Origin of the sequence: Wolbachia endosymbiont of Nasonia giraulti (assembly GCF_048054155.1) — a bacterium.
Classification (GTDB): Bacteria; Pseudomonadota; Alphaproteobacteria; order Rickettsiales; family Anaplasmataceae; genus Wolbachia; species Wolbachia pipientis_C.
This window is the reverse complement of sequence record NZ_JAFEVH010000001.1, coordinates 19,477-44,865: the sequence shown is the minus strand read 5'-3', so window position 1 is coordinate 44,865 and position 25,389 is coordinate 19,477. Positions and strand designations below refer to the sequence as shown.

Sequence of the window (25,389 nt, the reverse complement as noted above, 5' to 3'; positions counted from 1 at the left end):
AGTTGAATTGAAAATGCGGTTTGACACACTTTTTTGAACGTTCCCTTCTTGCTTTAAATATGACAATGCGTCATATAGAGTTTTTGCTTCATATTGTCTTCCTACTTTCACCTCTTTATGTGCAGCTAATTGATCCCAAGTGACACCATTGCTTTCAATAAACTCTACAGAACCATTATCCCTAATGATAATTTTTATTTTACACTCTTTTCCCTCAACATACCACGTTAAATCCATATCATATGAACCATTAGCCACCTCATAAATTCTTACTCCATTCTCATCAACTCTGCAGCGTATTCCTCTTGTTTCACACTTACTTTGATTAGGCAGTAATAATGTAATTCCATCTACATTATATTTTCTGCATGCATCACTATTTAGAATATCAACCATATTTACTGGTTTTGTAAGATCGCTGAGCATAATTCTGAGTGCAGGTTTAATCTTACCTTTCTTTCTACTTTCTTTAATTCCTACATATTCTAAAGTATTGTCTTTTATACTTTCATTTACGCCTTGTGCAATTTTTTGAGCAATTTTGCCTACAATATTTTTGCTATCGTACTTATTAGCACATTTGTATTCATATCTGCCGTTAACCTCATTCTATACTGTTGCTGCCCTTCTTCACTAGGAACCACAGTAGAAAAGTGTTTAAACCACACTTTATCATCATCAATACTAACTTCTTCGTTCTTCTCTTCAGAATCTATAAGTATTTTACTATCTGGGCTTACACTTTTAAAGAACTCATCCTTTAAGCACAAATAAAAATTCTCACCTGTCTCTTGACTAAGAGAACCTATAGTTTTAATTAGACCTTTAGGATTACCTAACATACACCTCCACGCATTAAATTATATAAAGGTATATCAGCGTTGACCTTCTAGGTCAATTATAAATCTCTTATGCAAAAGAGCTTTCACAAGAAAGCTCCCATATAATCGCCAGTTCTCAGTTTTCTGTATCCTTTGAGTTTGTAACAAAACGATTCACCAAAATCAATTGGATTAACTGTAAGTCGCTCTTTTACTATCTCTTCAACTCTTAACTTTATTGTTTTTGGAAAAGCTCTTCTTACCAACATTTTTCAGGAATTTAATCTTATAGCGCTTTAGTCCCACCTATAGTGGTAAGATTATCTACTTATTCTTATATGGGAATTTACCAACTATTAAGACATTAAGTGTAGTAAAAATATATTCTAATAGTATGGAAAAATAAAATGGACTTTGAAAAATATGTAAACGATGGTATTATAAATTTATATGATTTGCGTAACGACACAAGTAACAAAGAAATATGTGAGCTTATCGATTTTATAAAAGAAAGAAAAGATATCAAAGAATTTGGTTTTGGAGATCATGATACTAGTCATAACATAAAATCTAGAAGAGGTAATAATATGAAACCTAGATGCATGGGTGTAGGAATTGGTTTAGTTGCTGGTCTAGTTGCAGGATGTTGTTTAGGGCAAGAAACTTTAGCTCTTATTGGCGTTTCTGGTGTAGTGTTGATTGCATTTGCTATAGTTGGTGCATTACTTGGAGCTGGAGCGGGCTATGTCGTAGGTAAATGCCTTGACAAAATTAAGGTTACAAATATGCAAGGAGAAAGAAGTTGTTAAAGGTTCGTGTTATATTCTGAATTTCTTTCAATACTTAAAGATTTACAATCAGAGCAAACTACCTGGCCACGTGGAACTGATTTCAGCTCATCAGTTGAAACTTTACTTGAGCAGAATATGCATTTTATTTTATCACTTGGGGCGAGTGAGTGATCAACAGCAATTCTATCATCAAAAACAAAACACTCGCCCTCCCAACTACCACTTTTGTTGTGAGTTTTTTCAAGGTAGGAAAGAATACCGCCTTTAAGGTGGTAAACATCGTTAAATCCAAGGCTTTTCATATATGCTGTAGATTTCTCGCATCTGATTCCACCAGTGCAGTACATAGCCACTTTCAGATCTTTACTCTCAGAGAAAGACTCTGCCCACTGAGGAAAATCGCGAAAACGTTGAGTATGTGGGTTAATTGCATTTTTAAACTTGCCTAGTTTTACTTCGTACTCGTTTCGTGTGTCTATTACTAAAACATCAGGTTGAGAGATAAAATCATCCCAATGTTCTGGATCAACGTACTGGCCTCTAACGGAAGTACCGAGATTACTTACACCAAGATTCACAATTTCTCTTTTTAATCTCACTTTCATCTTACTAAATGGTTGATATTCTGCCGAGCTCTCTTTCCAAGTAAGACCTTTTAGCCTGTCATCAGAACGTAGAAAATCAAGTATTTTATCAATTGCGTTTCTTTCTCCAGATACAGTTGCATTAATACCCTCTTCTGCAAGGAGTATAGTGCCTTTTAATTCAACGTTGTCGCATACAACTTTTATTTCGTCTTTCATGTCATAATAATTAGAGAGTTTTACAAAATGATAGAAAGTTGCAATGACAAAACTCATAATTAATTAGTTTATCGATTTAAAACATAATATATAAAATTATGAAGATATTCAATAGGACGGCTGTTAATTACTGGATATCTTTAGTTTTTGCATATAACATTTCAATATCAAATATAGATTCAAGTTAATGTTTCTGAGAGTATTTAAAAATATATTCTTGTTTTTAGTAAGTGTATTATTTGTCTGCCCTATACTATCGTTAATATCGATTCTATTTACAGAATCAGCAAACTCTGGATGGGTAATTAGTAGACTTTTTCCTGAATATATACTCAATACGTTGATTTTGATGGTAGGAGTAGGGTTAATATCCTTTATATTTGGAGTAATTCCAGCTTGGCTTACTACATTTTTTTCGTTTCCCGGAAGTAGAATTTTTGAGATTGCCTTATTCTTTCCGATATCAATTCCTGGATATATAGTATCGTTTGTTTATGTAAACACGTTAGAGTTTTCAGGTCCAATTCAGAGCTTGTTAAGAGATACTTTTCAATTGAGCAAAGGTAACTATTGGTTTCCCGAGATCAAATCCCTAGGTGGTGGAATATTAGTAATGGGATTTAGTCTATATCCATACGTTTATATGTTGGTCCGCTCAAGTCTAAAGAGCGTTAGTAACTCAGTCACTATTGCATCAACACTTGGGTTCTCCTCATTACAGAGTCTGTTTTCTGTCATCATACCCTCCATACGTCCATCAATTATAGCTGGGTTATCCTTGGTACTAATGGAAGTAATTACAGATTTCGGCACATCACAGTTTCTTGCTATCGATACTTTCACGACAGGAATATACCGTACTTGGTTTTTATTGCATGACAAATATTCAACTACTGTTTTGGCAGTTGCAGAACTGATTTTCGTTGCAACACTAATAGTTATCGAGAAAAAACTACAAAAAAGAGAAATATCTTACTCTTCAATCAATACTAATGCAGATTATCACAATAAACGTAGTATAAACGGTTCTATATCGTTGATCTTTTCTTATCTTATGTGTTTATTGCCGATATTAATAGGCTTTATTTTACCAATGATTCCACTTATATATTGGAGCATAGAGAAAGGCTTTTTCATATACGAAGCAAGATTTTATAATATAATAACAAACAGTATTAGTTTATCATTTATTACCGCGCTAATCTCGATCAGCATTGCAATAATTATTGGATATACAGCACGTAAAAATAAGGTAATAAGCAATATAGCACGTCTCATTTCTCTTGGATATGCAATTCCAAATGCAATTATTGCAATTAGCATAATAATGTTTTTAAGCAGAATATCTTCTTTCATTACTCAATATATTGTAGAAATTAGCTTGGTAGGAACTATTGGCGCATTAGTTTACTCATATTTATTTCGTTTTTTTGCTATATCTTTCAAGGCGATAGAGTCGGGACTCAAAAAAACACCAAATGAAATTGAATGGACTGCATATACTATGGGTCATGGGCCTATTTCCACGTGCCTGAATATTCATATTCCCCTTATCAAGAAAAGTATACTATCGGGATTTCTGCTTGTGTTTATGGATACGGTAAAAGAACTCACGGCAACACTAATTATCAGACCATTTAATTTTGAAACTATATCAACTAGAGTATATGAACTTGTCAGCGATGAGCGTTACAGAGAAGCTGCCCCATTTTCGTTAATGATAGTTATTATAGGTTTAACCTCTACAATAATCTTATTCACACTTGATGATAAGAATCAAAAATAAACTATTTTGCATCTGTTCAGCAGAGTAAGAAAATAAGATAGACGAAAAAAGACAACTATAGAAGCAAATGGTCAGTGCTTTCGTGTTTATCAACTTAGTTGGATCTCAGTATCAGCTACTCGGATGACATTATGGAAGCTCAAATGACAAAACAAGAAGCATTGGTTTCAGATGCACTTGAACCACTATCTTGATAATCAATGAGGTCTAGTGTTAACGTATGGACTGTCTAAGGAAAAGGGTGGTATCATAACATCAAAGGTTTTTATGCTCTCTTCGTTCAGAAATTCATATTTACCCTGCATTATTCCTGATGGTGTATTTAAGTATGTTCCACTTGTATATTTGAATACCTCTCCAGATTTTATTACAGGTTGTTCTCCAATAACACCAACTCCGGCAATTTCATTTATTTTGCCCTTATGATCTATTATTTGCCAATAGCGACTTAATAATTGAATGGTTGATGAGCTTTTGTTTTTTATCTTAACATTATACATCCATACGTAACAATTTTCATAAGGAATGGATTGCTCTTCAATGTAAATTGGCAAAACTGTAACTTCAACAGAATTAGTAATAAGTGTGTATTTCATGGTCATCGTAAAGTGTTCATGATAAAAGTTTAACACACTTCAATTATACACTTTTTTCATAGATTTTCCAAGCATATTATCGTACTCTAACTAGGAAATATTAATCTACATGATGAACAAAACAGATCCACTGGATAAAAAAGTGATAGGAATAATAGGAAGTGGGCAATTAGGTAAAATGACTGCTATCGCTGCAATAAAACTTGGGCACAAAACGCATATTTTTGCCAGTACTAAAAACGATCCAGCTTGTTCTGTTGCTGATGATTTAACAATAGCAGACTTCTGTGATAAGAGGGCACTTGAATCTTTTGCACAGAGTGTGGATTTAGTCACTATTGAGTCTGAAAATATTCCATGTAGTGCAATTGATATTGTGTCGCAGCATACAGATTTTTATCCAGGTAAAAAGGCGTTACACATTTCGCAAAATAGGCTGAGAGAGAAAGATTTTATTAGAGATTTAAGCATAAAAACTGCTGATTACAAAAGTATACAAAATTATAATCAGCTACTAGAAAGTAGTGAAACTTTTAGCTATCCAGTGAGGCTAAAAACAACAGAAATGGGTTATGATGGAAAAGGACAATATGTGATTGAAAATGATTCTGAACTGAAGCAATTTGCTTCCTTCGATTGGAATAAAGAGTACATTCTTGAAGCAAGTGTTGATTTACTGAAAGAGGTTTCAATAGTCGTTGCAAGAGATAAAAACGGTAAAGTAGCTTTTTTTCCTATAGCAGAGAATCACCACGTTGACGGAATACTTAATACTTCAATAGCACCAGCTAAAATAGATAATAAATTAGCCCAAGAGGTACAAAAAACTGCAGAGAAAATAGCAACTGCACTTGATGTAGTAGGAATTCTAGCTATTGAATTTTTCATCACTCAAAATCATGAATTACTAGTTAATGAACTGGCCCCAAGACCCCACAATTCTTGCCACTGGAGCTTGGATGCATGCAACGTTAGTCAATTCGAGCAGCTAGTTAGGATAATATGCGGTCTATCTATGCAGGAAGTAGTATTACGCTTTCCTTGCATGACAAAAAATATAATAGGTAATGATATATATAATTCTCACAAATATTTGAGCAACGAAAAAGCTAGTTTAACCATATATGGGAAAAAAGAGGTTAGGGACAAGCGTAAAATGGGACATGTCAATATAGATTTAAGTTATTGAGCTATAAATGCTCTTTGATCAAGATCTCCAAGATCTGCACTACATTTAGTGCTGCACCTTTGCGTAGATTATCAGCTACTATCCACATATTTAATCCGTGTTTAACGGTATCGTCTTGTCTAATACGCGATATGTATACGGCATCCTCTTGCACAACATCAATCTGAGTCATATATCCACCATTTTCGCGCTTATCTTGCACTAAAACTCCATCGTCTTCACTGAGCATTTCACGAGCTTCTTCTTCAGCTATATGCTGATCAAATTCTACATTTACTGCTATAGCATGACCAACAAGAACAGGTACTCGGACACAAGTTGCAGTTACTTTTATATCCTCTTCTAAAATTTTTTTTGCCTCCTCTTGCATTTTCCACTCCTCTTTTGTAGAACCATCTTCCATGAACTCTCCTATATGAGGAATGCAATTAAATGCTATTTGCTTAGGAAATATTTCAGGTTTTTTAGCTTCATTCATAAAGATTTTTTTTGTCTGATTGTAAAGCTCATCCATTGCTGCTTTACCTACACCAGAAGTTGATTGATAAGTTGAAACAACGATTCTCTTTATTTTTGCTTTTTGGTGTAATAAATGTAATGCCAGCAACATTTGTATTGTAGTACAGTTTGGATTAGATATTATGTTATGGTTTTTATACTCCATAATTTTATCTTTGTTGATCTCTGGAATAACTAGTGGCACGCCTTCTTTCATCCTAAAACGAGAGGTATTATCTACGACAATACATCCAGCTTCAGTTGCAATCGGTACGTATCTCTCGGAAACATGAGACCCAGCACAGAAAATTGCTATATTAATTCCAACAAAATCGTAGTTCTCAAGGTCTAAGACAGTTAATTCTTCATCGCCGAAACTTACCTTTTTTCCCTCTGATTTTTTTGATGCAAAAGCAACAACAGAATCTATTGAAATTTTTCCTTCGTCTTGAAACTCGGCAAGGGCGCTTAATACCTCACGCCCTACTCTTCCTGTTGCTCCAATAACAGCAATTTTATATCCCATATAGATAAACCTCTGACTTTAAAGCTATATTATATTTTTACTGATAAAATTTACAATTACTTTAATATTTTTACCTTGCAATTAACCATAATTTAGTTATAATTATAAGATACTAGTAATATTGCATGGTAGAATGAAATGAGTAAAAAACATGATGACACTAAGGTCAAATCTGCATTTCAAAAGCCTGAAAAAGTCAATAGATTAGAGATTCAAAATGTTCTTTCGAAAAAAAGCAAGCCAGCGATAAATTTTGATGATAAAAAGTATGGTGTGAAAATTTCTAAGATAGACCAGCATCTTTCAAACAAGAAGCAAGAATCTTTTGGATTAAGAGATTTTTTAAGTTCAATACCAATAATAGGAAGATTTTTAGTGAAAATTTTCACGCCTGAAAAAGAAGAGTATAAAAAACTGCAATCGCAAATAGGTCTTTCTAATAAAGCAAAAAATGAGATCTACATAGATAATAAACGCACAGAAGAAGTAGGTAGCAAACTTGAGAATGGTAATATTGAACAAGTAGATAAAGAGAAAAAAAACCTTGGCCCATAAATATTAACCATTTAAAGTGTATCTCTCACTACTGAATTTGTTGCACAGAAGTTTTGCAGTACCAAAATAAATAAATGGGTATGCCACTTGCAGTGAACAGGCTCGAAATCAGCAGAGTACCTACAGGGGTTTCTAATATCACCCAACAACAAAAGGTTGTTGCTATGCTACCAATTAAAAGCTTATAACAACTCCTCTCCTGTATAATAACCTTTAGAAAGGCAAAACAGCACGCAAGATAAACGAACAAAAATGAAATTACAGAAAAGTCAATAATCGACGTAATCTGCTGGGCAAAATTGTTGTTTGAAGTGAGAATTAGTAAAATTGCAGTTCCAATTGAACTAACTGTTATTCCCAAAAAAGGAGAGCCATGCTTGTTCCTTTTAGCAAAGAATTTTGGCATTAGTCTATCTTCTGCAAGACCAAAAGCAACTTGTCCACTAGATAAAACCCAGGCATTTAGACTGCCAACACAAAAAATGAATGCAACTATAGAAACAATTAAATGCCAATTACCAGAAAACATAATTTTTATCGCATCAACATATGGTGCTCTTGAACTTGCTAAATTGTTGCCATTGATCAATCCCATAATCGCAAAATTGTTGATAAAATATATAACAGCAACACAAACTGTGCCAAGCACCACAGCTTTTGGTATAGTTTTAGCTGGATTATCAACTGACCCTGCAGGTGCTGTTGCCAATTCAAGTCCAATAAAACACCATAAAGTAAGGAGTGTAGAGCGCGCAAGAATTTGCGATGTTGTAAGACTTAATATTTCTTCACTTATGATAAAATTATTTCTATCGAAAAAAAACAACGCTGCTACAGGTATTGCAAGCAATACAGCAACCTTCACAACCGTGAGCAGAAACTCAACGTGCCCTGCAGTAGCTATTCCCCTTAAATTTATTAATGTAATGATTGTAAATAACAACAGCTCTAAAAATAAACGCATACTTTTGATATCTTCATGGAAAAATGGTGTAAGATAGCCAACACCCACAACTATTAAAGCTGTTGTACTAACCCATGAGATTACCCAATATGTCCAACCAACAAAGAACGCTGCAGCAGGACCAAAAGTATGTTTCACATAAACGTGAGGACCTCCTGTTTCTGGAAACTTTGCACATAGCGTAGCAAAAACTAGCGCAAGAGACACAGCACCAGCTCCTGATATCATCCAACTTATAAGGCTATAAGCGCCATATGGAGCAAGGCTAATTGGAAGCATAAAAACCCCAGAGCCGATCTGACTACTAATGACTAAAGCAAAAACAGCCCAAAAACCTATTTTATTTGACACAATACCTCTTAATTCTATTAATGTAAGCCAGTAGTATAGCTTAAGAATTTTAGCAAATAAAAAATTTAAGTTAAGTTTTTAGTTTATGATACCAAAGTAGATAAATAAGTGTTCCGCTTAAAGGGAATAGACTTGATATTAACAATGTTTTTATAGAAGTCTCGTATATTATCCAACAGCAAAAAGATACAGCCACACCTCCAATTAAAAATTTGCAGTAGCTTTTGTCTTGTATATTAACTTTGAGAAAAGCAAGGCTACATGCTAAGTAGATAAACAAAAATGACACCACAGAGATATCAATTATTGAAGTTACTTGCTCAGCAAAACTTTTGTTTGACGTTAAGATAAGTAAAACTAACACCCCTAAAGTACTGAGTATTATTCCCCAGAATGGAGCATCGTACTTGTTTTTTTTTGCAAAAAATTGCGGCATTAACTTATCTTCTGCAAGGCCTAAGGTGACCTGTCCATCAGCTAAAAACCAAGCATTTAAATTACTTACAGAGACAATAAAAGCAATAACAGAAATTATCAAATGCCAATTACCTGGAAGCATAATTTTTACTGCATCAACATATGGTGCTTTTGAACTTGCTAGGTCGTGACCGCTTATTAACCCCATGATTGAAAGGCTATTGATGAAATATATCACAGCAACACAAATTGTTCCGAGCACAATGGCCCTTGGTATTGTCTTAGCTGGATTATTAACCGATCCTGCAGGTGCTGTTGCTGATTCAAGTCCAATAAAACACCATAGAGTAAGGAGTGTAGAGCGCGCAAGGACTTGAGACATCGTAAAGTTTGATACTTCCTCACTTACAACAAAATTATTTCTATCAAAGAAAAATAATCCTGCTATGGGTATTGCAAGAAGTGCGATAATTTTAACAATGGTCAGAAGAAGCTCAACATGCCCAGCAGTAGTTACCCCTCTTAAGTTTATTAGCATGATAGCTAAAATTAATGTTATTTCTAAAAGCAAACGTATATCTTGTATATCATTATGAAAAAGCGGGGCTAAATAACCAATACTTGCAATTGTCACAGCTGTTGAGCTTACCCACGAGCTTACCCAATATGTCCAGCCAACAAAAAAAGCTGCTGTAGAGCCAAAGGCATGTTTCACATAAATATGAGGACCACCCGTTTCTGGAAATTTTGCGCAGAGTGAAGCAAAAACTAAAGCAAGAGATATAGCACCAAATCCTGATATAACCCAGCTTATGAGGCTATAAGCGCCGTATGGTGCAAGGCTAATTGGGAGCATAAAAATTCCAGAGCCGATTTGGCTACTGATCACCAAGGCGAAAATAGCCAAAAAGCCTATTTTATTTGACACAATAATTTTTATCTTAATAGATTAATAATATGATTGAAGCTCAGAAATTTCAATCGGTCTTTACAAAATTTGCATTTTTTTAATTTAAGCATACAATGAGAAGTATATTAAGGGGTGGGTTATGAATCCGAGGTTAAGAAATTTTTTGATTATTTGTGGAAGTATTTTATTGCTTGTTTCCGCTATTGCAGCAATAATTTTACTTGAATATTTGCTTGATATCTTCACTGATATGCTTTTTCAATTTCTTCTTGCTAAAACTTCAAGTGAAATATTAGCTTTTTTGGGAACACTTGCAATTTTTCTAGCTGTTGGCGTTTCGTGTTACGGACTGCATAAGCTCTGTTCTATTTTTACAGAAAGGATTACAAGCAGCTATCAGTCTTTCAAAAATGAAAATAGTAATGATAACATTTTTTCTGAAGTATATAATGACCCGACAATAGGGTTGAAAGATAAGATTCTGTTTTTTTCTATATACTCAATATATTGTATCCAATTACCATTTTTGTATTGTTCATCGAAGATATCAGAGCTTAGCAGAACATTATCAAATAGTAGAGCGTTGGGTCTTAGAATATGTTTAGTGCTTATTAATACTATATTATTGATCCCAGTAGCACTTCTTGAGTTAATAAAGTATCCATTGATAAAGCTCTTCTCGCCTCTGGGTTTAAGTGTAAAGCAAATGAGCTTTTTGTTTAATGTAAGTGATGTAGGCACCGGCAGTCAGAGTGTTCATACGAGTAGTTTTGAATACAGCATTCTCCAATGCGCTCAAGACTTAAAGCAGAAATTCAGAAATCAACCAAATATGCTCAATAAAGAGTTTGCAGACTACATAAATAATTCAGATGAGCTTACACCTCCACAAAAAGAGCAATTAAACCTTTATCTTAACTTTAATGGCTCCAATAGAGCAACTTATAGAGAATCAAGAACTGGATTAACGCTAACACAAGCTGCAAACTTAGTTTTAGCTGCAGCTAAGAATCAGAAGTTAGATGTAGACTTACTAAAATGCATGTTACTCATGCGTTTACAAGAAGGAAGTGGTGCATGTCATCTTGGAATGTTTAATCGTATTATTTATTCACTTAGTTGTCTTGAAGCAAAAAACAACTTTACAGTCGAGGTAAATGCTCAAGTATACGAAAGAATGCCGAGCATTACGGAAGAGTTTCTTAAGCATTGTAAAAGTAAAAAGATGAAGATTTTAAAGGATAATTTTGACAATTTCTACTCTGAGAATGATATGGATCTTGAAGTAAAAGATAGTATGGGTAAGTTGATGGAAGAGGCAAAGCAATTTGTCTTTAATAAATTGTATATTGATTATTATAATAGATATGGTCAAGAAGTTGGAAGGGGCCCTATAAAGCAGAAATTGAAAGAACTAATTACAGATGAGGATATCAAGGAAGCAGTAAGTGCTGTAATAGATAATATAGAAATCCCTGAAAAACCATCTACTTATCTTGAAAAGATGAAAGCATTTTTTGCAGGGCATACAAGATTCTCTGCTGCTTAGAGCTCTGAGACTTGCCTAAGCTTTGATTGTGAGTTAGGCGTAAAGTTAAAATTGGTATTTACAATTAACTCACAGCAAACTAAACAATGGCAACCTGGAAACACTTCAATTTTTCCTTATTGATTTGTGGCAGGTTCTTTGTTATTGTTATGAAAAGAAACTTCAAACCTCATTAGTATACTTTGATAGGTTAGTATTACATATGATAATATTGATAACAAATGATGATGGTTTTGAAAGTGAAGGAATAAGACTACTTAAAGAAATTGCACACAATTTTGCATCGGAAGTATGGATAGTGGCACCAGATACTGATAGGAGTGGAGCTGCAAGGTCTCTTGACTATCCAGTAAAGCAATTTATTAAAATAAGTCAACATAGTGAAAGGGAGTTTAGTGTGTCTGGTACTCCCGCAGATTGTGTCATTATTGCACTAAATAAGATTATGAATAAAAAACCAGATTTAATATTATCTGGAGTAAATATTGGATCAAATGTCGGCGATGATATTTGTTATTCAGGCACAATCGGTGCTGCAATGGAAGGTGCTGCAAGATCTATACCTTCTATTGCGCTGAGCCAAGTTTATCATGGTAAAATAGACTGGAACAATACAAAGATTTTTGCACCAAAGGTTATTGCCAAGCTAATGAAAGTTGGTTGGCCTAAGAATATAGTGATGAGTATAAATTTTCCTGCTACAGAAAAAGTGAAAGGGGTCGGATTTGCTGAACAAGGTGAATATAACATTGATGGTGATTTAACTTTTACTGAAAACTTGAATGGTTCTTTGAGCTTAAATTGGTCTCGAGAGCACTCAGGCAGTGGTAGTATAAATAAAATAAAAGGAGGTTTTATTACTATTACACCGATAAAATTAGATTTTACAGATTATGATATATTAAATGCTATGAAAAATTCTTGTGCAGAGGAATTTTCTTCTATAGCTAACACTCCTATTGCTTCTGATTAGATATTTTCTACGATTTTATCTCGAGCAATCATTTTTTCTTCACCCGTGTCCATGTTTTTAATTTTTAAAGTTTTACTGCTTAGCTCTTCATCACCAAAGATTAATACAACTTTTGCATTTGCTTGATTTGCTTTTTTCATTCGGGTTTTTAGAGTTCCACTATATTCGTAAATCACATATAAACCATTTCTGCGTAATTCACTTGCAAGTGTTAGAGCATGTTCTTCAGCTTCTCCACCGATTGGAATTATATAAATAGGCCTCTCTTTTTTTTCAGCATAGTTGATTAATTCCATTATACGCTCAATCCCCCCTGCAAATCCTATTGCTGGAGTGTGTTTTCCACCTACTGAAGATACTAGATTATCGTATCTTCCACCGGCAAAAACTGCTCCTTGTGCACCTAAATCTTCTGTGACAAATTCAAATACTGTGTGACAATAATAGTCTAGACCTCGAACTAATTTGCTATTTACAGTGTAAGGTATGCCAAGAGCTTGCAGTGCATTTAACACCTGGTCAAAGAAATATGAAGATTCTTTTGTATAATAATCACTGATTTTTGGTGCGTCAGAGATTATTTCTTTATCTATCTTATCCTTAGAGTCTAATATTCTGAGTGGGTTTTTAATCAATCTATTTTGACTATCTTCTGATAGGTCATTTTGAAACTTTTTTAAATACGATATCAAAGCCTCTCTATACTTACTTGTTGTTTCACTCTCACCCAAAGAGTTGATTTCCAGTCTTACATTCTCATTGATGCCAAATTCAGTGAGTAAATGCTGAGCAAGTGATATCAATTCAATATCAGCTTTCGGGTCTTCTATGCCAAAAATCTCAAAATTTATCTGATGAAATTGCCTTTGTCGTCCCTTTTGTGGTCTTTCATAGCGGAATGCAGGTCCTGTTGAGAATAATTTTATCGGTGTTTGCAGTTTTTTTTCAATGAGTAACCTAACAATAGCTGCAGTGAATTCAGGACGCAGAGTTATGCTCTTTCCTCCTTTATCAGTAAAAGTATACATCTCTTTATTTATGATATCTGAACTATCACCTAAAGTCTTTGTAAAGACTTCTGTGTATTCAAATATCGGAGTTTGAACAGGTAAAAAGTCGTATAAACTTGAGATTCTATTTGCTGTTTGCTCTATGTATTTAAATTTATACCATTCATCAAACAGAAGATCTTTCGTTCCTTTAACTGTTTGATTAGTCATAGCATAGTCTCTATACCTGAAACTTCTGGTATGTGATAGCTTAGCATATTCTGCACTCCTTGTTTTAAGGTAATTGCAGCACTTGGGCACCCAGAGCAAGCTCCTTGCAGTTCAACGTAAACTATTCCGTCTTTATAGCCACGGAACTTGATATCACCACCATCTTGAGCAACTGCAGGTTTAATATAACTTTCCATCAATTCTTTTATTCTATTTACAATTTCTATATCATTTTCATTAAAGAATTCTTCCTCTAGCATTTTATTATCACTTACTCCTTCTTTATCAAATGCTTTTCCACCAGAAGTAAAGTGATCCATAATTGTAGTTAAAATTTCCACCTTTACTATATCCCAATTCATTCTATCTGATTTTGTTACTGAAATAAAATCATGACCAAAAAATACTCTTACAACATGTTCTATTTGAAAAAGATTTACTGCTAGTTTGGAGTTCTTTATTTCATCTGCATTTGAAAAATCAGCTGTTTCTCCTTCGCTCAGAATTTCAAAACCAGGAAGAAATTTCAGCGTGTTTGGGTTTGGTGTTTCTTCAATCTGGATAAACATGTTATTTACCATGACAATTATAATTGTTACTATTTAATCATAAAATGATAAAAAAATATACATGTCATTCATCTTCTTCCTTTTTTTGATATTCACAATAATCACGTTTGTTTTACCTAGCGTTGTTGTATTTTTTCTCTTTTTGGCAAAGAGAAATAACATAAGTTTTATGATGAACTCTATATTAAGTAAGTTTTTGAACGAATTTAACAGTAGTAAAAGTTACACCAAAAATTACACTGGTGATAATATGTCCAAAGATGAAGCATTAAAAATACTGGGGCTGAATTCCGAGGCAAGCCAAAATGAAATCAATAAGGCATACCAAAATTTAATGAAACTGGTCCATCCAGACAAGGGAGGATCGGAATATTTTGCACAAAAGTTAAACGCAGCACGTGATAGGTTGATGAAGACCTAATTTTAACCATTGTTTTCTCTGTAAATTTTGCTTGTACATATTAAGTTGCATGATATAAAGCCGGAAACATTATTCTTTAGGAGGTATTTGATGAAAAAACTTGAGAGATTGAGAAAGAATTTATTTGCGGCTATAGATGAGCTTAATATTAAGAAAGTTAAAAGATATGTTAAAAAGGCAAGATATATAAATAAAGAAAAAGAGATTATTAATGGTAAAAAAGATGGTATGGCACCTATACATCTTGCTGTTTATAAAGGTAGCTTAGAGATAGTGCGGTTTTTGCTTAAAAATAATGCTAATATTAATGCTGTTAGTGATGGATGTCTTGTTCCTTACTCGTACGTTACTACCATGAGTAGCAAAACAGAAATAAAAGAAATGATATATCATTGTACTAGTAGTACCACTTCCCAAGTAATGCAAGGTTTTACAGCTTTACACTTAGCCTTTTTTTATTGTCGATTAGATATCGCGAATCTTCTGCTCAATAATAACATTGTTAATGTTATTATTAGAAATGCAAATGGCAAAACGGCATTTGAGGTTATCCCAGGTTATGAAAGCCTTTGCAGTGATGGCTGTGACATGAGCAAAATATACTTAGATTTATCAAAATTTCACAAAAATAATTGTACAGAACTATTACTTTCTGCTAGAATGAATACTAAGTTAGAATTAGAAGCTGGTGATACTCCAGATGCAGCAAGTAGTACAGCGAACCCTTTCTCAGCCTCCACCAGGGCAGATACTAAGATAGGGTTGGAAGCTGGTGATACTCCAGATCCTGCACCAAGCAGTGCAGTAAAATCTTTTTCTTTTATTAATAATATATTTAGTTGGGTAACCACTGCCACACTCAGCAGCTTATTCAGCAGTGCTCCTGCTTTACCTTCTGCACAGCAATCTGTTGACCACTTAGATGGTAGCCCAATTGGTTCTTCACAAGTTGATTTTAATGGAACAGCTCTACTAACTGATGTAATGATCAGAAAGTTCACAGGGAAAAAATACTCAAGCCCACTAGAAGATTCACTTCTCACAATAGAAGAAATTAGAGAAAGAAAGCTTAACACTATAGAAAAAAACTTCGAGACAGCACTGAGTAAGTGTGAAAAACTTTATCAATGTCCTGAAAGTTCATTAAGTAATTTAACGATATCTAAAGGTATGCATCAAAAGTCCCTCTAAATCAGTTAAAATAAGCACTCTAATTAGAGTGCTTATTATCCCTTATTTCCTTTTCTAAAGCAGATTGCTTCTTATTAAGAGCAAAAAAATGTGAATAAGGAAGCTCAGCATGTCTTGTACGAAAGTTAAAGTGATAGATTGCTGAAGACCTAATTTTTAACTATTGAAATTTTTCTCTGTAAATTTTGCTTGCACATATTAAGTTGCATGATATAAAGCCGGGAGCATTCTCTTTTAGGAGGTATTTGATGGAAAAACAAAAAATAATTGAGATTTTAGGAAGAAAATTAGTTTCTGCTATAAGCAGAGGTGATTTTCAGAAAGTTAAAGAATGTATTAAAGAGATAGAGTATAAACAAATAAAAAATGAAGTTTTGAATTATGAAAGATACTATATGAAACCTATACATCATGCTACTCTCTTGGGTAATTTAAAGATATTAGAGTTTTTATGTAACAGCGGTGCTGATGTTAATACTACTATTAGTAATCGATATTTGAGTACTCCCTTGCACATTGCTGCTAGACATGACAAACTAGAAATAGCAAAGTTTTTACTTGATCGTGATGCTAACATCAATGCTACAAATTATAAAGGTTTTACACCTTTGTACTTAGCATCTAACGGTTGTCATTTAGATATGGTAAAACTCCTACTCTGTAGAGGTGCTGATGCTAGTATTCAAAGTCGTTACGGCAAAACAGCATTAGATGTTGTTGGAAATGCTAGAAAAGATGAATGTAGTAGTAGTGAAATTCAAAAAATAGAATCTGTATTGAGCAGTGCTACTGAAGCTGACTGTGAAGCAAAATTAACTTCTATAAAAGCAGGTATTAAAGACGCTAACGACAGCACAGATTTTGTAAGTAGTGCAGCGAGTCTTCAATTATCCCCTACCAAAGCAATTAAGATAGAATTGGAAGTTAGTAATACCAAAAACTTGGCAAGTAGCACAGTGAACTCTTCCTCCACTCTTATCAGAGAAAATTTTGAAGAAGTTAGCAGCACTGCAAGCAATGCTGTAAAACCTTCCTCTTTTATTAATAGTATATTTAGTGGGATAACTACTACCATCAATAGCTTGTTCAGCAGTGCTCCTGCCTTACCTCCTGCACAACAATCTGTTGATCACTTGGCTGTTAGCCCTATTGGTTCTTCACAAATTGACTGTAATGGAATAGCTACGCTAATTGCTATGGCAGTAAGTTATATTAAAGGAAAACAATATTTAAGGCCACTGGACAATCCACCTCTGACAAGAATTGATATTATAGACAAAAAAGTCGAGACGGCAATTAGTAATTGTGAAAAACGTTATCAATGTCCTCGAATTCATTAAGCAATTCAACAATATCTAAAGGCATGCATCAAAAGTCCCTTTAAAATAAGCACTCGAGTTTGAGTGCTTATTTTCCTCCTTCTTCAGCATACTGCTTCTTATCAAGTACTGAAAATTTAAATGAGGGGCTTCGAATATCTTGCACAAAAGTTACGTGATAAGTTGCTGAAGACCTCATTTTTAACCATTGAAATTTTTTCTCTGTAAATTTTGCTTGCGCATACTAACTTGTGTGATATAAAGCCAGGAACGGTGTAATTTGGGAAGTATTTAATGCAATATATGCAAAAACGGATAAGGATTGAGAACTTTATAGATGAGTTATTTGTTGCTATAGAAGAGCATAGTCTTCTAAAAGCTAACATATGTATCAAAACTGCAGTGATGATGAAACTAAAAAATCAGGTTTTTATTGGTGAAAGATACGGTATGAAACCTATAAGTTTTGCTGTTAAAGAAAATAGCTTCAAGACATTGAAGTTTTTGGTTAATAACGGTGCCAATGTTAATGCTGCTAGTAGTGAAAGTTTGAGAGTTGCCTTGCACGTTGCTGCTGAATATGGTAGAGAAGACGCAGGACAGTTTCTACTTAGTCGTTATGCTAAGATCAATTTGCAAGATATAATGGGTAAGGTGCCTTTGCACTTAGCGTCTTTCCATTGCCAAGTGGAAATGGTGGAACTTCTGATCAAGCATGATGTTAATATTTATATAAGAGATGCGGGTGGTAGAATACCACTGGATGTTGTTGGAGATGATCCAAAATCTATATGTAATAGTAATACAAGGCAAAAAATAATATCTATATTAAAATGTGCTGATAAAGTTAATTGTCAGACATTAGCTTCTAGGACAAATCTTAAGGTAATAGAAGCTAGCAATAACTTTAGCTATCATAATAGTACAAGTGTGTTAAGCAGCGCAGTAAAACCTTCTTCTTTTATTAATAGTGTATTTAGTTGGATGGGAACTTCAACAACTGCTGCACTCAGTAGCCTATTTCAGAGTGCCCCTGCTTTACCTCCTGCAAAGCAATCTATTGCACATTCGACTGGAAGCTCAATTGGTTCTTCACAAGTCGATTGTAATGGAACAGTTCTCCTAACTGCTATAGCAATAAGTAAATTCACAGGGGAAAGATATTCAATGCCACTGGATGATTCACTTTTAACGATAAGACAGGTTAAAGAAAGAAAACTTAATTCTCTAGAAAGAGATGTCAAGATGGCACTTAGCAAGTGTGACAAACTTTATCAGTATCCTGAAAGCTCACTGAGCAACTTCACAATATCTAAAGGCGTGCGTCATCAAAAGCACCTCTAAATCAGTTAAAACAAGCACTCAAGTCTGAGTGCTTGTTTTTCTATCCCTTGTTTCCTCTTCTAAAGCAGATTGCTTATTATCAAGTAATAAAAATTTTGAATTAGGGGCTTAAAATATTTTGCAAAAAAGTTGCGTGATAGGTTGTTGAAAGACCTAATTCTTCACTATTGAAATTTTTTCTCTATAAATTTCACTTGTGCATACTCAATTACATGATATAAAGCCGGGAATGTTATTTTTTTAAAGGTGTTTTTATGCCAATAAGTGTTGAGAAATTAAGAAAAGAATTACTTGCTGCTATAAGCATAGGTAATTTTCAGAAAGTTGAAAAATATGTTGAAGAGGCAGAGAGTGAGCATGTAAAGAATGAGGTTTTGAATAGTAGAGAGCACGTTATAAATCCTCTGCGTCTTGCTACTCAAAAACGTAACTTAAGGATATTACGCTTTTTAATTGCCAAAGGTGGCGATATTAATGTTACTACTAGTACTGTATATTTGAGTACTCCCTTACATATTGCTGCTGCTAACGAAGCAGAAGTAGCACAATTTCTACTTGATAATGGTGCTAATATCAATGCTACAAATTATAAAGGTTTTACACCTTTGTACTTAGCATCTTTCTATTGTTACCTAGATATGGTAAAACTTTTGCTTTTTAATAATGCCGATACTAGTATTAAAGATGTAAATGGCAAAACAGCATCGGATGTTGTTGAAGGTTATAGAAGAAATATGTGTGATAGCGATGCAAGACGAAAAATAGCATCTATGCTAGAACATACTGCTAAAGTTAGCTCTATAGGAACTATACAGACAGTGTTAGAAATGGGTAATAATTATAGTACCGCAGATATAACAAGCAAAAAAGTTGAACTATTCATAGATGAATTATTTGCTGCTATAAACATAGGTAATTTTCAGAAAGTTGAAAAGTGCATTAAAGAGGCGGAGAGTATAGGTATAAAAAGCGAAATCTTGAGTAGTGAAAGGCATGGTATAAAACCTATACATTTTACTACTGACAAGTGCGATTTAAAAATATTGCAGCTTTTGCTTAATGAAGGTGCTGATATTAATGCTACTAATACTGAATATTTTAATACTTCTCTGCACATTGCTGCTATTAATGGTAAACAGGAAATAGCACAACTTCTAATTGATAGTGGTGCTAATATCAATGCTACAAATTATAAAGGTTTTACACCCTTATACTTAGCGTCGTTTCATTGTCAATCAGATATGGTAAAACTCTTGTTTTGCAACAATGCTGATATTAGTATTAAAGATGTAAATGGCAGAACAGCATCGGATGTTGTTGGAGGTTACAGAAGAGATATGTGTAATAACAGTAGTGCAATGCAAAGAATAGTATCTATATTAAGTGGTGCCGTTTCAATTGATTGCAAAGCGATATTAACTTCTACTAAAGTAAGTCTTAAAGAAGAATTGGAAGCTAGCAGCGTGGCAAGTAACGCAGCAAGCAGTGCAGTAAAACCTTCCTCTCTTATTAATAGTATATTTAGTTGGACAACTGCTTCTACATTGGGTCGAAATACTCCTACTTTACCTTCTGCACAGCAATCTGTTGCTCATTCTGCTGGAAGTCCCATCTACTCTTCACAAGTTGATTTTAATGGAACAGCCATGTTAGGTTATTTAATGTTCAAGAAGTTTACAGGGGAAGAATGTTTAGACCCATTGAATAATCCGCTTTTTATAAAAGAAGGAATTACAGAAAGAGAGCTTAACGCTATGGCAAAAAATGTTGAGATGGCACTCAGTAAGTATGAAAAACTTTATCAATGTCCTGAAAGTTCATTAAGCAACTTAACAATATCCAAGGGTGTACGTCATCAAAAGCACCTCTAAATCAGTTAAAACAAGCACTCAAGTCTGAGTGCTTGTTTTCGTGAAATCTATTATTTAAATTAAACTTTTTATTGTGCGTTGTAGGTAAGTTGTTACAATAAAATGAGTTAAGATGAAAAAACTTTAAGTTATGGAAGATGATAGCAAGAAAGAAATAACAGAAGAAAAAGGTATATTAGGTTGGATAGAGTATAGACTGCCTATATTTTCTTTTCTAAAACATACTGCTTCTTATCAAGTACCAAAAAATTTAAATTATGCTTGGAATTTTGGTTCTTTGGCTGGTATAGCACTAATTTTGCAGATAATAACAGGTATATTTCTTGCCATGCACTACACTCCGCATGTTGATCATGCATTTAATAGTGTGGAGCGTATAATGCGTGACGTAAGTTATGGATGGCTGATACGTTATACTCATGCTGTTGGGGCGTCACTCTTCTTTATGGTGGTCTATGTTCATATCATGCGTGGATTATATTACGGATCTTATAAGAGACCGCGAGAAATGGTGTGGTTTATTGGCATATTTATATTTTTTGCAATGATGGCAACTGCCTTTATGGGATATGTTCTTCCATGGGGACAAATGAGCTTTTGGGGTGCAACAGTTATAACTAACTTATTTTCAGCCATACCTTTAATTGGCAATAAAATAGTTATATGGTTGTGGGGTGGTTTTTCCGTTGATAACCCAACGCTCAATCGTTTTTTTGCACTTCATTATCTTCTTCCTTTCATTATTATTGCTTTAGCTATGTTGCATGTTGTTGCTCTGCATAGATTTGGCTCTAATAACCCAAGTGGAATAGAAGTAAGGTCAGGTAAGGACACTATCCCTTTTTATCCTTATTATATAGCAAAGGACTGCATAACTTTTGGTTTATTTTTTATAATTTTGTTTGGATTTGTTTTTTATGCCCCTAATTATCTTGGGCATCCTGATAATTATATAGAAGCTGATCCTATGGTAACTCCAGTACACATAGTACCAGAGTGGTATTTCCTACCTTTTTATGCGATGTTGCGCTCAATTCCAAATAAGCTCATTGGTGTACTTACCATGTTTGGATCTATTTTAGTTTGGTTTCTTTTGCCTTGGCTTGATAAATCAAAAGTTAAAAGTGGTGCTTATCGCCCATTATTTAAGAAATTTTTTTGGGTTTTTGCAATAAATTTTGCATTTCTTGTTTGGCTTGGGGGGCAGGAAGTTAAAGAGCCTTACATTACTTTAAGTAGACTCTCAACTCTTTATTATTTTTCATATTTTGTGATAGTTTTACCTTTACTTAGTAAATATGAGAAACCAAAAAAATTACCAAAAACAATAAGCGATTCCGTTCCGGAGATGAAGTGATGCTGTTGGTTAAAGTTGCTCTGTTTTGTGTATTATTTCTCACTAATTCTCTTTCTGCAGAGGAGTTTAAACCTTTACCAAATAAGAAAATCGACTGGAGTTTTGATGGAATTACTGGATCTTTCGATAGAGAGTCAATTCAGCGTGGCTATAAAGTATACAAGGAAGTCTGTGCTGCTTGCCATTCAATGAATAGAATAGCGTTTCGTAATTTGCAAGATGTTGGTTTTTCCGAAGAGGATGTAAAACAAATTGCAGCCTCTTACCAAGTGAAAGATGGTCCAAATGATTTGGGTGAAGTGTTTGATAGGCCGGGAGTGTCTTCGGATTATTTTATTGCACCTTTTGATACAAAAGAAGCAGCTGCAGCAAGTAATAATGGTGCAATTCCACCAGACTTATCACTCATTGTTAAAGCAAGGCACGATGGTGCAAATTATATCTATTCACTACTAATTGGTTATCAAAACGGTGAACATGATGAGAACGGTTTATATTTTAATCCATATTTTTCAACAGGCAGGTTAGCTATGGCACCACCACTCTCTGAAGGAATGGTAGAATATGATGGTACAAGGCAAGCCACAGTTGAAAATATGGCATATGATGTGGTAAATTTCTTACAATGGGCAGCAGAGCCAGAACTGGAGCGCCGACATAAACTTGGGCTAAAAATAGTGACATATTTTGTAATTTTGACGGTGTTTTTTGTTCTCACTAACAATAGAGTTTGGAGCCAACTCTATAAAAAAGGAAAATAGAACTTCATTTACGCTCGTTTTTATACCTTACTCATAATATCATGTGTATTATGTAATGATAAATATATTATGAAAGTATAGGGATTATGGCATTTCAAATAGTTACAAATTTTCAGCCAGCTGGGGATCAACCACAAGCAATAGATAGTTTAGTTGAAGGACTAAATAACAAAAAAAGAGATCAGGTTTTACTTGGAGTAACTGGCTCTGGAAAAACTTTTACTATGGCAAATGTTATTGCAAGAACAAACAGGCCTGCGTTAATTATGGCGCATAATAAAACTTTAGCGGCACAGCTTTACGAGGAGATGAGAGGATTTTTCCCCCACAATGCTGTTGGATACTTCATTTCTTATTATGATTATTATCAGCCTGAGGCTTATTCGCCACAAACAGACACTTATATTGAAAAAGACTCTTTAATAAATGAAAGAATTGATATGCTACGCTATTCTGCTATATGCTCTCTTTTGGAGCGTAGGGACACGATTGTAGTTGCGAGTGTTTCTTGTATATATGGTCTTGGTTCGCCTGAGAGCTATCTCAGCATGACCTTGACTTTAAGTGCTGGAGATAAGATTCATGTTAATGACTTTCTGAATAATTTAGCTAATCTCCAATATAAACGTTCTGATGTCAGATTTGAGCGAGGATATTTCAGAGTGCGCGGCGATATTATTGATATATTTCCTGCCTATTATGAAAATAAAGCTTGGCGTTTATCATTGTTTGGTGATGAAATAGAAGAAATTTCTGAGATTGATGCCATGAACGGCAATATTATCAGACGCATAGATAAAGTCACCATTTTTCCAAATAGCTATTACACTACATCACGTGAGACTCTTTTGCAAGCAGTTCAACTGATTAAAAAAGAACTACATGAACGCCTGGATTATTACTATTCACAGAACAAAATTGTTGAAGTAAAACGCCTTGAGCAGCGTACTAATTTTGATATTGAAATGATGATGGCAACGGGAGTGTGTAAAGGTATTGAAAATTATTCGCGTTATCTTTATGGAATGAAAGCCGGAGATCCACCGCCTACATTGTTTGAGTATTTACCTAAAGATGTAATTTTATTTGTTGATGAAAGCCATGTAACCGTTCCCCAGATAGGTGCAATGTATAGCGGTAATGAAGCACGTAAAAAGAAATTGATAGATTATGGTTTTAGGCTACCTTCTGCTTTTGATAACCGTCCATTAAAATTGGAAGAGTGGGAGGCAATACGGCCCCAGACTATTTACGTTTCGGCTACTCCAGGAAAATATGAGTTAGAAAAGACTAACCACGCATTCATAGAGCAAGTTATCCGCCCAACAGGACTGACAGATCCCATCTGCACCATAAAACCAACAGAGAGTCAGGTTGATGATGTGATTCACGAGGCGCAAGTAACAATAAAAAAAGGATTTTGTATTCTAATTACCACATTGACAAAAAAAATGGCTGAAAAGCTAGCTGAGCATATGAGTGAGCTCAGTATGAAAGTAACTTACCTACATTCAGATATTGGTGCACTGGAAAGAATTGAAATTATATGCAAATTAAGATCTAAAGAAATAGATGTTCTTGTTGGCGTTAACTTATTGCGGGAAGGTCTTGATATTCCCGAATGTGGGCTGGTTGCAATTTTAGATGCTGACAAAGAAGGTTTTTTACGATCAGAGACTTCGCTCATTCAAACGATAGGCCGTGCTGCACGCAATGTTGAAGGCAGAGTAATTTTATATGCAGACAAAATTACTAATTCTATGGATCGTGCACTGAAAGAAACTGAAAGGAGAAGAAAGAAACAGACAGAGCATAATACACTGAATAATATTGTACCAAAAACTATAATAAAGCCTATATCAAATACTTTACAGGAAAAAGTGGTAGTTGAGAATTTTAGTAAGAATGATCTAAATAGTTTGAAAAAGCAAATGTTGAAGCATGCTGAAAATTTAGAGTTTGAAGAGGCGGCAAAAATAAAAGGTATTATTGAAAAATTTAATAACAGACCCGTTACATAACTAGAAAAAGGATAAATAATTAATAGTTAAGCTGACTTTGATTTACCAAAGATTTGAAAAACTATTATCTAAGAACATATCTTGAAAGGACTTAAGTGGTTAAGCATAGTCATATTAAAGAGTTCTTGAAGTAAGGAGAGCACACTCATACGTCAAGCAAACAACGTTTACCTAAAATTCTGTGACATTAGCAGCTTTCTTGGCCCGTTTTCAGTAAACAGTGATTTTGTAATTCTTCTATATATTAGAAAAATTTTTATTTTAATTAGCCATAGGCGCCTATTGTTTTTTAGCTAAAGTAAAGATCAAGTATCTGGAATTCTGGACATAAAATCCCCCTGTGTAAAAAAGATTAGAAAAAAGTGTAGCGCACATACAACAGATACGCACTAAAGAAGATACGCTACGCTTTTTGATTAAAAATTTGACTGAACAGTCTGCAGACAAAGATAGATTTTGAGCTCTTAAAATATCTCTGACTGTGATTATAATCAGATTTAAAATATATGGAAGCAATTTTTTACGTTAGCTATTTAATAGGGAACGTTCAAAAAAGTGTGTCAAACCGCATTTTCAATTCAACTCA

22 protein-coding genes and 1 pseudogene are annotated in these 25,389 nt (G+C 34.2%); 14 read left to right on the top strand and 9 right to left on the bottom strand.

Annotation, left to right across the window (positions count from 1 at the left end):
* Both JR312_RS00200 and JR312_RS00195 read right to left on the bottom strand, forming a co-directional pair.
* A pseudogene (locus JR312_RS00200) lies at window positions 1–426 on the bottom strand (hypothetical protein); the annotation flags it as partial.
* 119 nt (window positions 427–545) lie between these two features.
* Window positions 546–842, bottom strand: coding sequence for a hypothetical protein (locus tag JR312_RS00195; RefSeq protein WP_416647429.1), 297 nt, complete (start codon window positions 840–842; stop codon window positions 546–548).
* Between the two features lie 386 nt (window positions 843–1,228).
* Between JR312_RS00195 and JR312_RS00190 the strand changes: the two genes are divergently transcribed.
* On the top strand, window positions 1,229–1,630 hold the full coding sequence (locus JR312_RS00190; RefSeq protein ID WP_416647428.1) for a hypothetical protein: 402 nt from the start codon (window positions 1,229–1,231) through the stop codon (window positions 1,628–1,630).
* On the opposite strand, the gene trhO is transcribed toward JR312_RS00190, so the two are convergent.
* A complete protein-coding gene (gene trhO, locus JR312_RS00185; protein WP_416647427.1) occupies window positions 1,627–2,472 on the bottom strand; it encodes an oxygen-dependent tRNA uridine(34) hydroxylase TrhO in 846 nt (281 codons plus the stop codon). The two genes, JR312_RS00190 and trhO, sit on opposite strands and share 4 nt — an antisense overlap.
* 130 nt (window positions 2,473–2,602) lie before the next feature.
* On the opposite strand from trhO, the gene JR312_RS00180 reads away from it, so the two are divergent.
* Window positions 2,603–4,201 carry an ABC transporter permease gene (locus tag JR312_RS00180; protein WP_416647426.1) on the top strand — a complete coding sequence of 533 codons (1,599 nt, stop codon included), beginning with the start codon at window positions 2,603–2,605 and terminating at the stop codon, window positions 4,199–4,201.
* A gap of 197 nt (window positions 4,202–4,398) precedes the next feature.
* Here the strand turns inward: JR312_RS00180 and apaG are convergent, their stop codons facing one another.
* Window positions 4,399–4,803: a Co2+/Mg2+ efflux protein ApaG gene (apaG, locus tag JR312_RS00175; protein ID WP_039950787.1), complete on the bottom strand. Its 405-nt coding sequence runs from the start codon at window positions 4,801–4,803 to the stop codon at window positions 4,399–4,401.
* A gap of 106 nt (window positions 4,804–4,909) precedes the next feature.
* On the opposite strand from apaG, the gene JR312_RS00170 reads away from it, so the two are divergent.
* Window positions 4,910–5,986: a 5-(carboxyamino)imidazole ribonucleotide synthase gene (locus tag JR312_RS00170; protein ID WP_017532205.1), complete on the top strand. Its 1,077-nt coding sequence runs from the start codon at window positions 4,910–4,912 to the stop codon at window positions 5,984–5,986.
* Between the two features lies 1 nt (window position 5,987).
* Here JR312_RS00170 and JR312_RS00165 read toward each other — a convergent pair whose 3' ends face one another.
* Window positions 5,988–7,010 carry an aspartate-semialdehyde dehydrogenase gene (locus tag JR312_RS00165; protein ID WP_416647425.1) on the bottom strand — a complete coding sequence of 341 codons (1,023 nt, stop codon included), beginning with the start codon at window positions 7,008–7,010 and terminating at the stop codon, window positions 5,988–5,990.
* 138 nt (window positions 7,011–7,148) lie between these two features.
* Between JR312_RS00165 and JR312_RS00160 the strand changes: the two genes are divergently transcribed.
* A complete protein-coding gene (locus JR312_RS00160; protein ID WP_264330846.1) occupies window positions 7,149–7,565 on the top strand; it encodes a hypothetical protein in 417 nt (138 codons plus the stop codon).
* 28 nt (window positions 7,566–7,593) lie between these two features.
* On the opposite strand, the gene JR312_RS00155 is transcribed toward JR312_RS00160, so the two are convergent.
* Together JR312_RS00155 and JR312_RS00150 are read right to left on the bottom strand one after the other, a co-directional pair.
* The gene (locus tag JR312_RS00155; RefSeq protein ID WP_264330847.1) at window positions 7,594–8,880 is read right to left on the bottom strand and encodes an APC family permease; all 1,287 of its coding nucleotides are present in this window, start codon (window positions 8,878–8,880) and stop codon (window positions 7,594–7,596) included.
* Between the two features lie 70 nt (window positions 8,881–8,950).
* On the bottom strand, window positions 8,951–10,225 hold the full coding sequence (locus tag JR312_RS00150) for an APC family permease (RefSeq protein ID WP_264330848.1): 1,275 nt from the start codon (window positions 10,223–10,225) through the stop codon (window positions 8,951–8,953).
* Window positions 10,226–10,346: 121 nt separating this feature from the next.
* On the opposite strand from JR312_RS00150, the gene JR312_RS00145 reads away from it, so the two are divergent.
* Both JR312_RS00145 and surE read left to right on the top strand, forming a co-directional pair.
* A complete protein-coding gene (locus JR312_RS00145) occupies window positions 10,347–11,756 on the top strand; it encodes a hypothetical protein (RefSeq protein WP_416647424.1) in 1,410 nt (469 codons plus the stop codon).
* Window positions 11,757–11,958: 202 nt separating this feature from the next.
* Window positions 11,959–12,729: a 5'/3'-nucleotidase SurE gene (gene surE, locus JR312_RS00140; RefSeq protein WP_416647423.1), complete on the top strand. Its 771-nt coding sequence runs from the start codon at window positions 11,959–11,961 to the stop codon at window positions 12,727–12,729.
* Here the strand turns inward: surE and hisS are convergent.
* Both hisS and JR312_RS00130 read right to left on the bottom strand, forming a co-directional pair.
* Entirely contained in the window at window positions 12,726–13,949 is a 1,224-nt protein-coding gene (gene hisS, locus JR312_RS00135) for a histidine--tRNA ligase (protein WP_416647422.1), read from the bottom strand. The genes surE and hisS overlap by 4 nt on opposite strands.
* Window positions 13,946–14,518, bottom strand: a complete 573-nt coding sequence (locus JR312_RS00130) for a NifU family protein (protein ID WP_006015115.1) — start codon at window positions 14,516–14,518, stop codon at window positions 13,946–13,948. The genes hisS and JR312_RS00130 overlap by 4 nt, the downstream gene beginning before the upstream one ends.
* Window positions 14,519–14,687: 169 nt before the next feature.
* On the opposite strand from JR312_RS00130, the gene JR312_RS00125 reads away from it, so the two are divergent.
* The 8 genes from JR312_RS00125 (at window position 14,688) to uvrB (ending at window position 24,803) form a co-directional block, all read left to right on the top strand.
* Complete coding sequence (locus JR312_RS00125; protein WP_245609393.1) at window positions 14,688–14,939, top strand: J domain-containing protein; 252 nt, start codon at window positions 14,688–14,690, stop codon at window positions 14,937–14,939.
* A gap of 90 nt (window positions 14,940–15,029) precedes the next feature.
* A complete protein-coding gene (locus JR312_RS00120; RefSeq protein WP_416647421.1) occupies window positions 15,030–16,130 on the top strand; it encodes an ankyrin repeat domain-containing protein in 1,101 nt (366 codons plus the stop codon).
* Window positions 16,131–16,378: 248 nt separating this feature from the next.
* Complete coding sequence (locus tag JR312_RS00115) at window positions 16,379–17,470, top strand: ankyrin repeat domain-containing protein (RefSeq protein WP_264330853.1); 1,092 nt, start codon at window positions 16,379–16,381, stop codon at window positions 17,468–17,470.
* A gap of 282 nt (window positions 17,471–17,752) precedes the next feature.
* Window positions 17,753–18,793 carry an ankyrin repeat domain-containing protein gene (locus JR312_RS00110; protein WP_416647420.1) on the top strand — a complete coding sequence of 347 codons (1,041 nt, stop codon included), beginning with the start codon at window positions 17,753–17,755 and terminating at the stop codon, window positions 18,791–18,793.
* Between the two features lie 254 nt (window positions 18,794–19,047).
* Window positions 19,048–20,664 (top strand): ankyrin repeat domain-containing protein, encoded by a 1,617-nt coding sequence (locus JR312_RS00105; RefSeq protein WP_416647419.1) that lies wholly within the window; start codon window positions 19,048–19,050, stop codon window positions 20,662–20,664.
* Between the two features lie 130 nt (window positions 20,665–20,794).
* Entirely contained in the window at window positions 20,795–22,021 is a 1,227-nt protein-coding gene (locus tag JR312_RS00100) for a cytochrome b (RefSeq protein WP_416647418.1), read from the top strand.
* Complete coding sequence (locus JR312_RS00095) at window positions 22,021–22,782, top strand: cytochrome c1 (RefSeq protein ID WP_416647417.1); 762 nt, start codon at window positions 22,021–22,023, stop codon at window positions 22,780–22,782. The genes JR312_RS00100 and JR312_RS00095 overlap by 1 nt, the downstream gene beginning before the upstream one ends.
* An 86-nt stretch (window positions 22,783–22,868) precedes the next feature.
* Entirely contained in the window at window positions 22,869–24,803 is a 1,935-nt protein-coding gene (gene uvrB / locus JR312_RS00090) for an excinuclease ABC subunit UvrB (protein WP_416647416.1), read from the top strand.
* Window positions 24,804–25,389 lie beyond the last annotated feature (586 nt).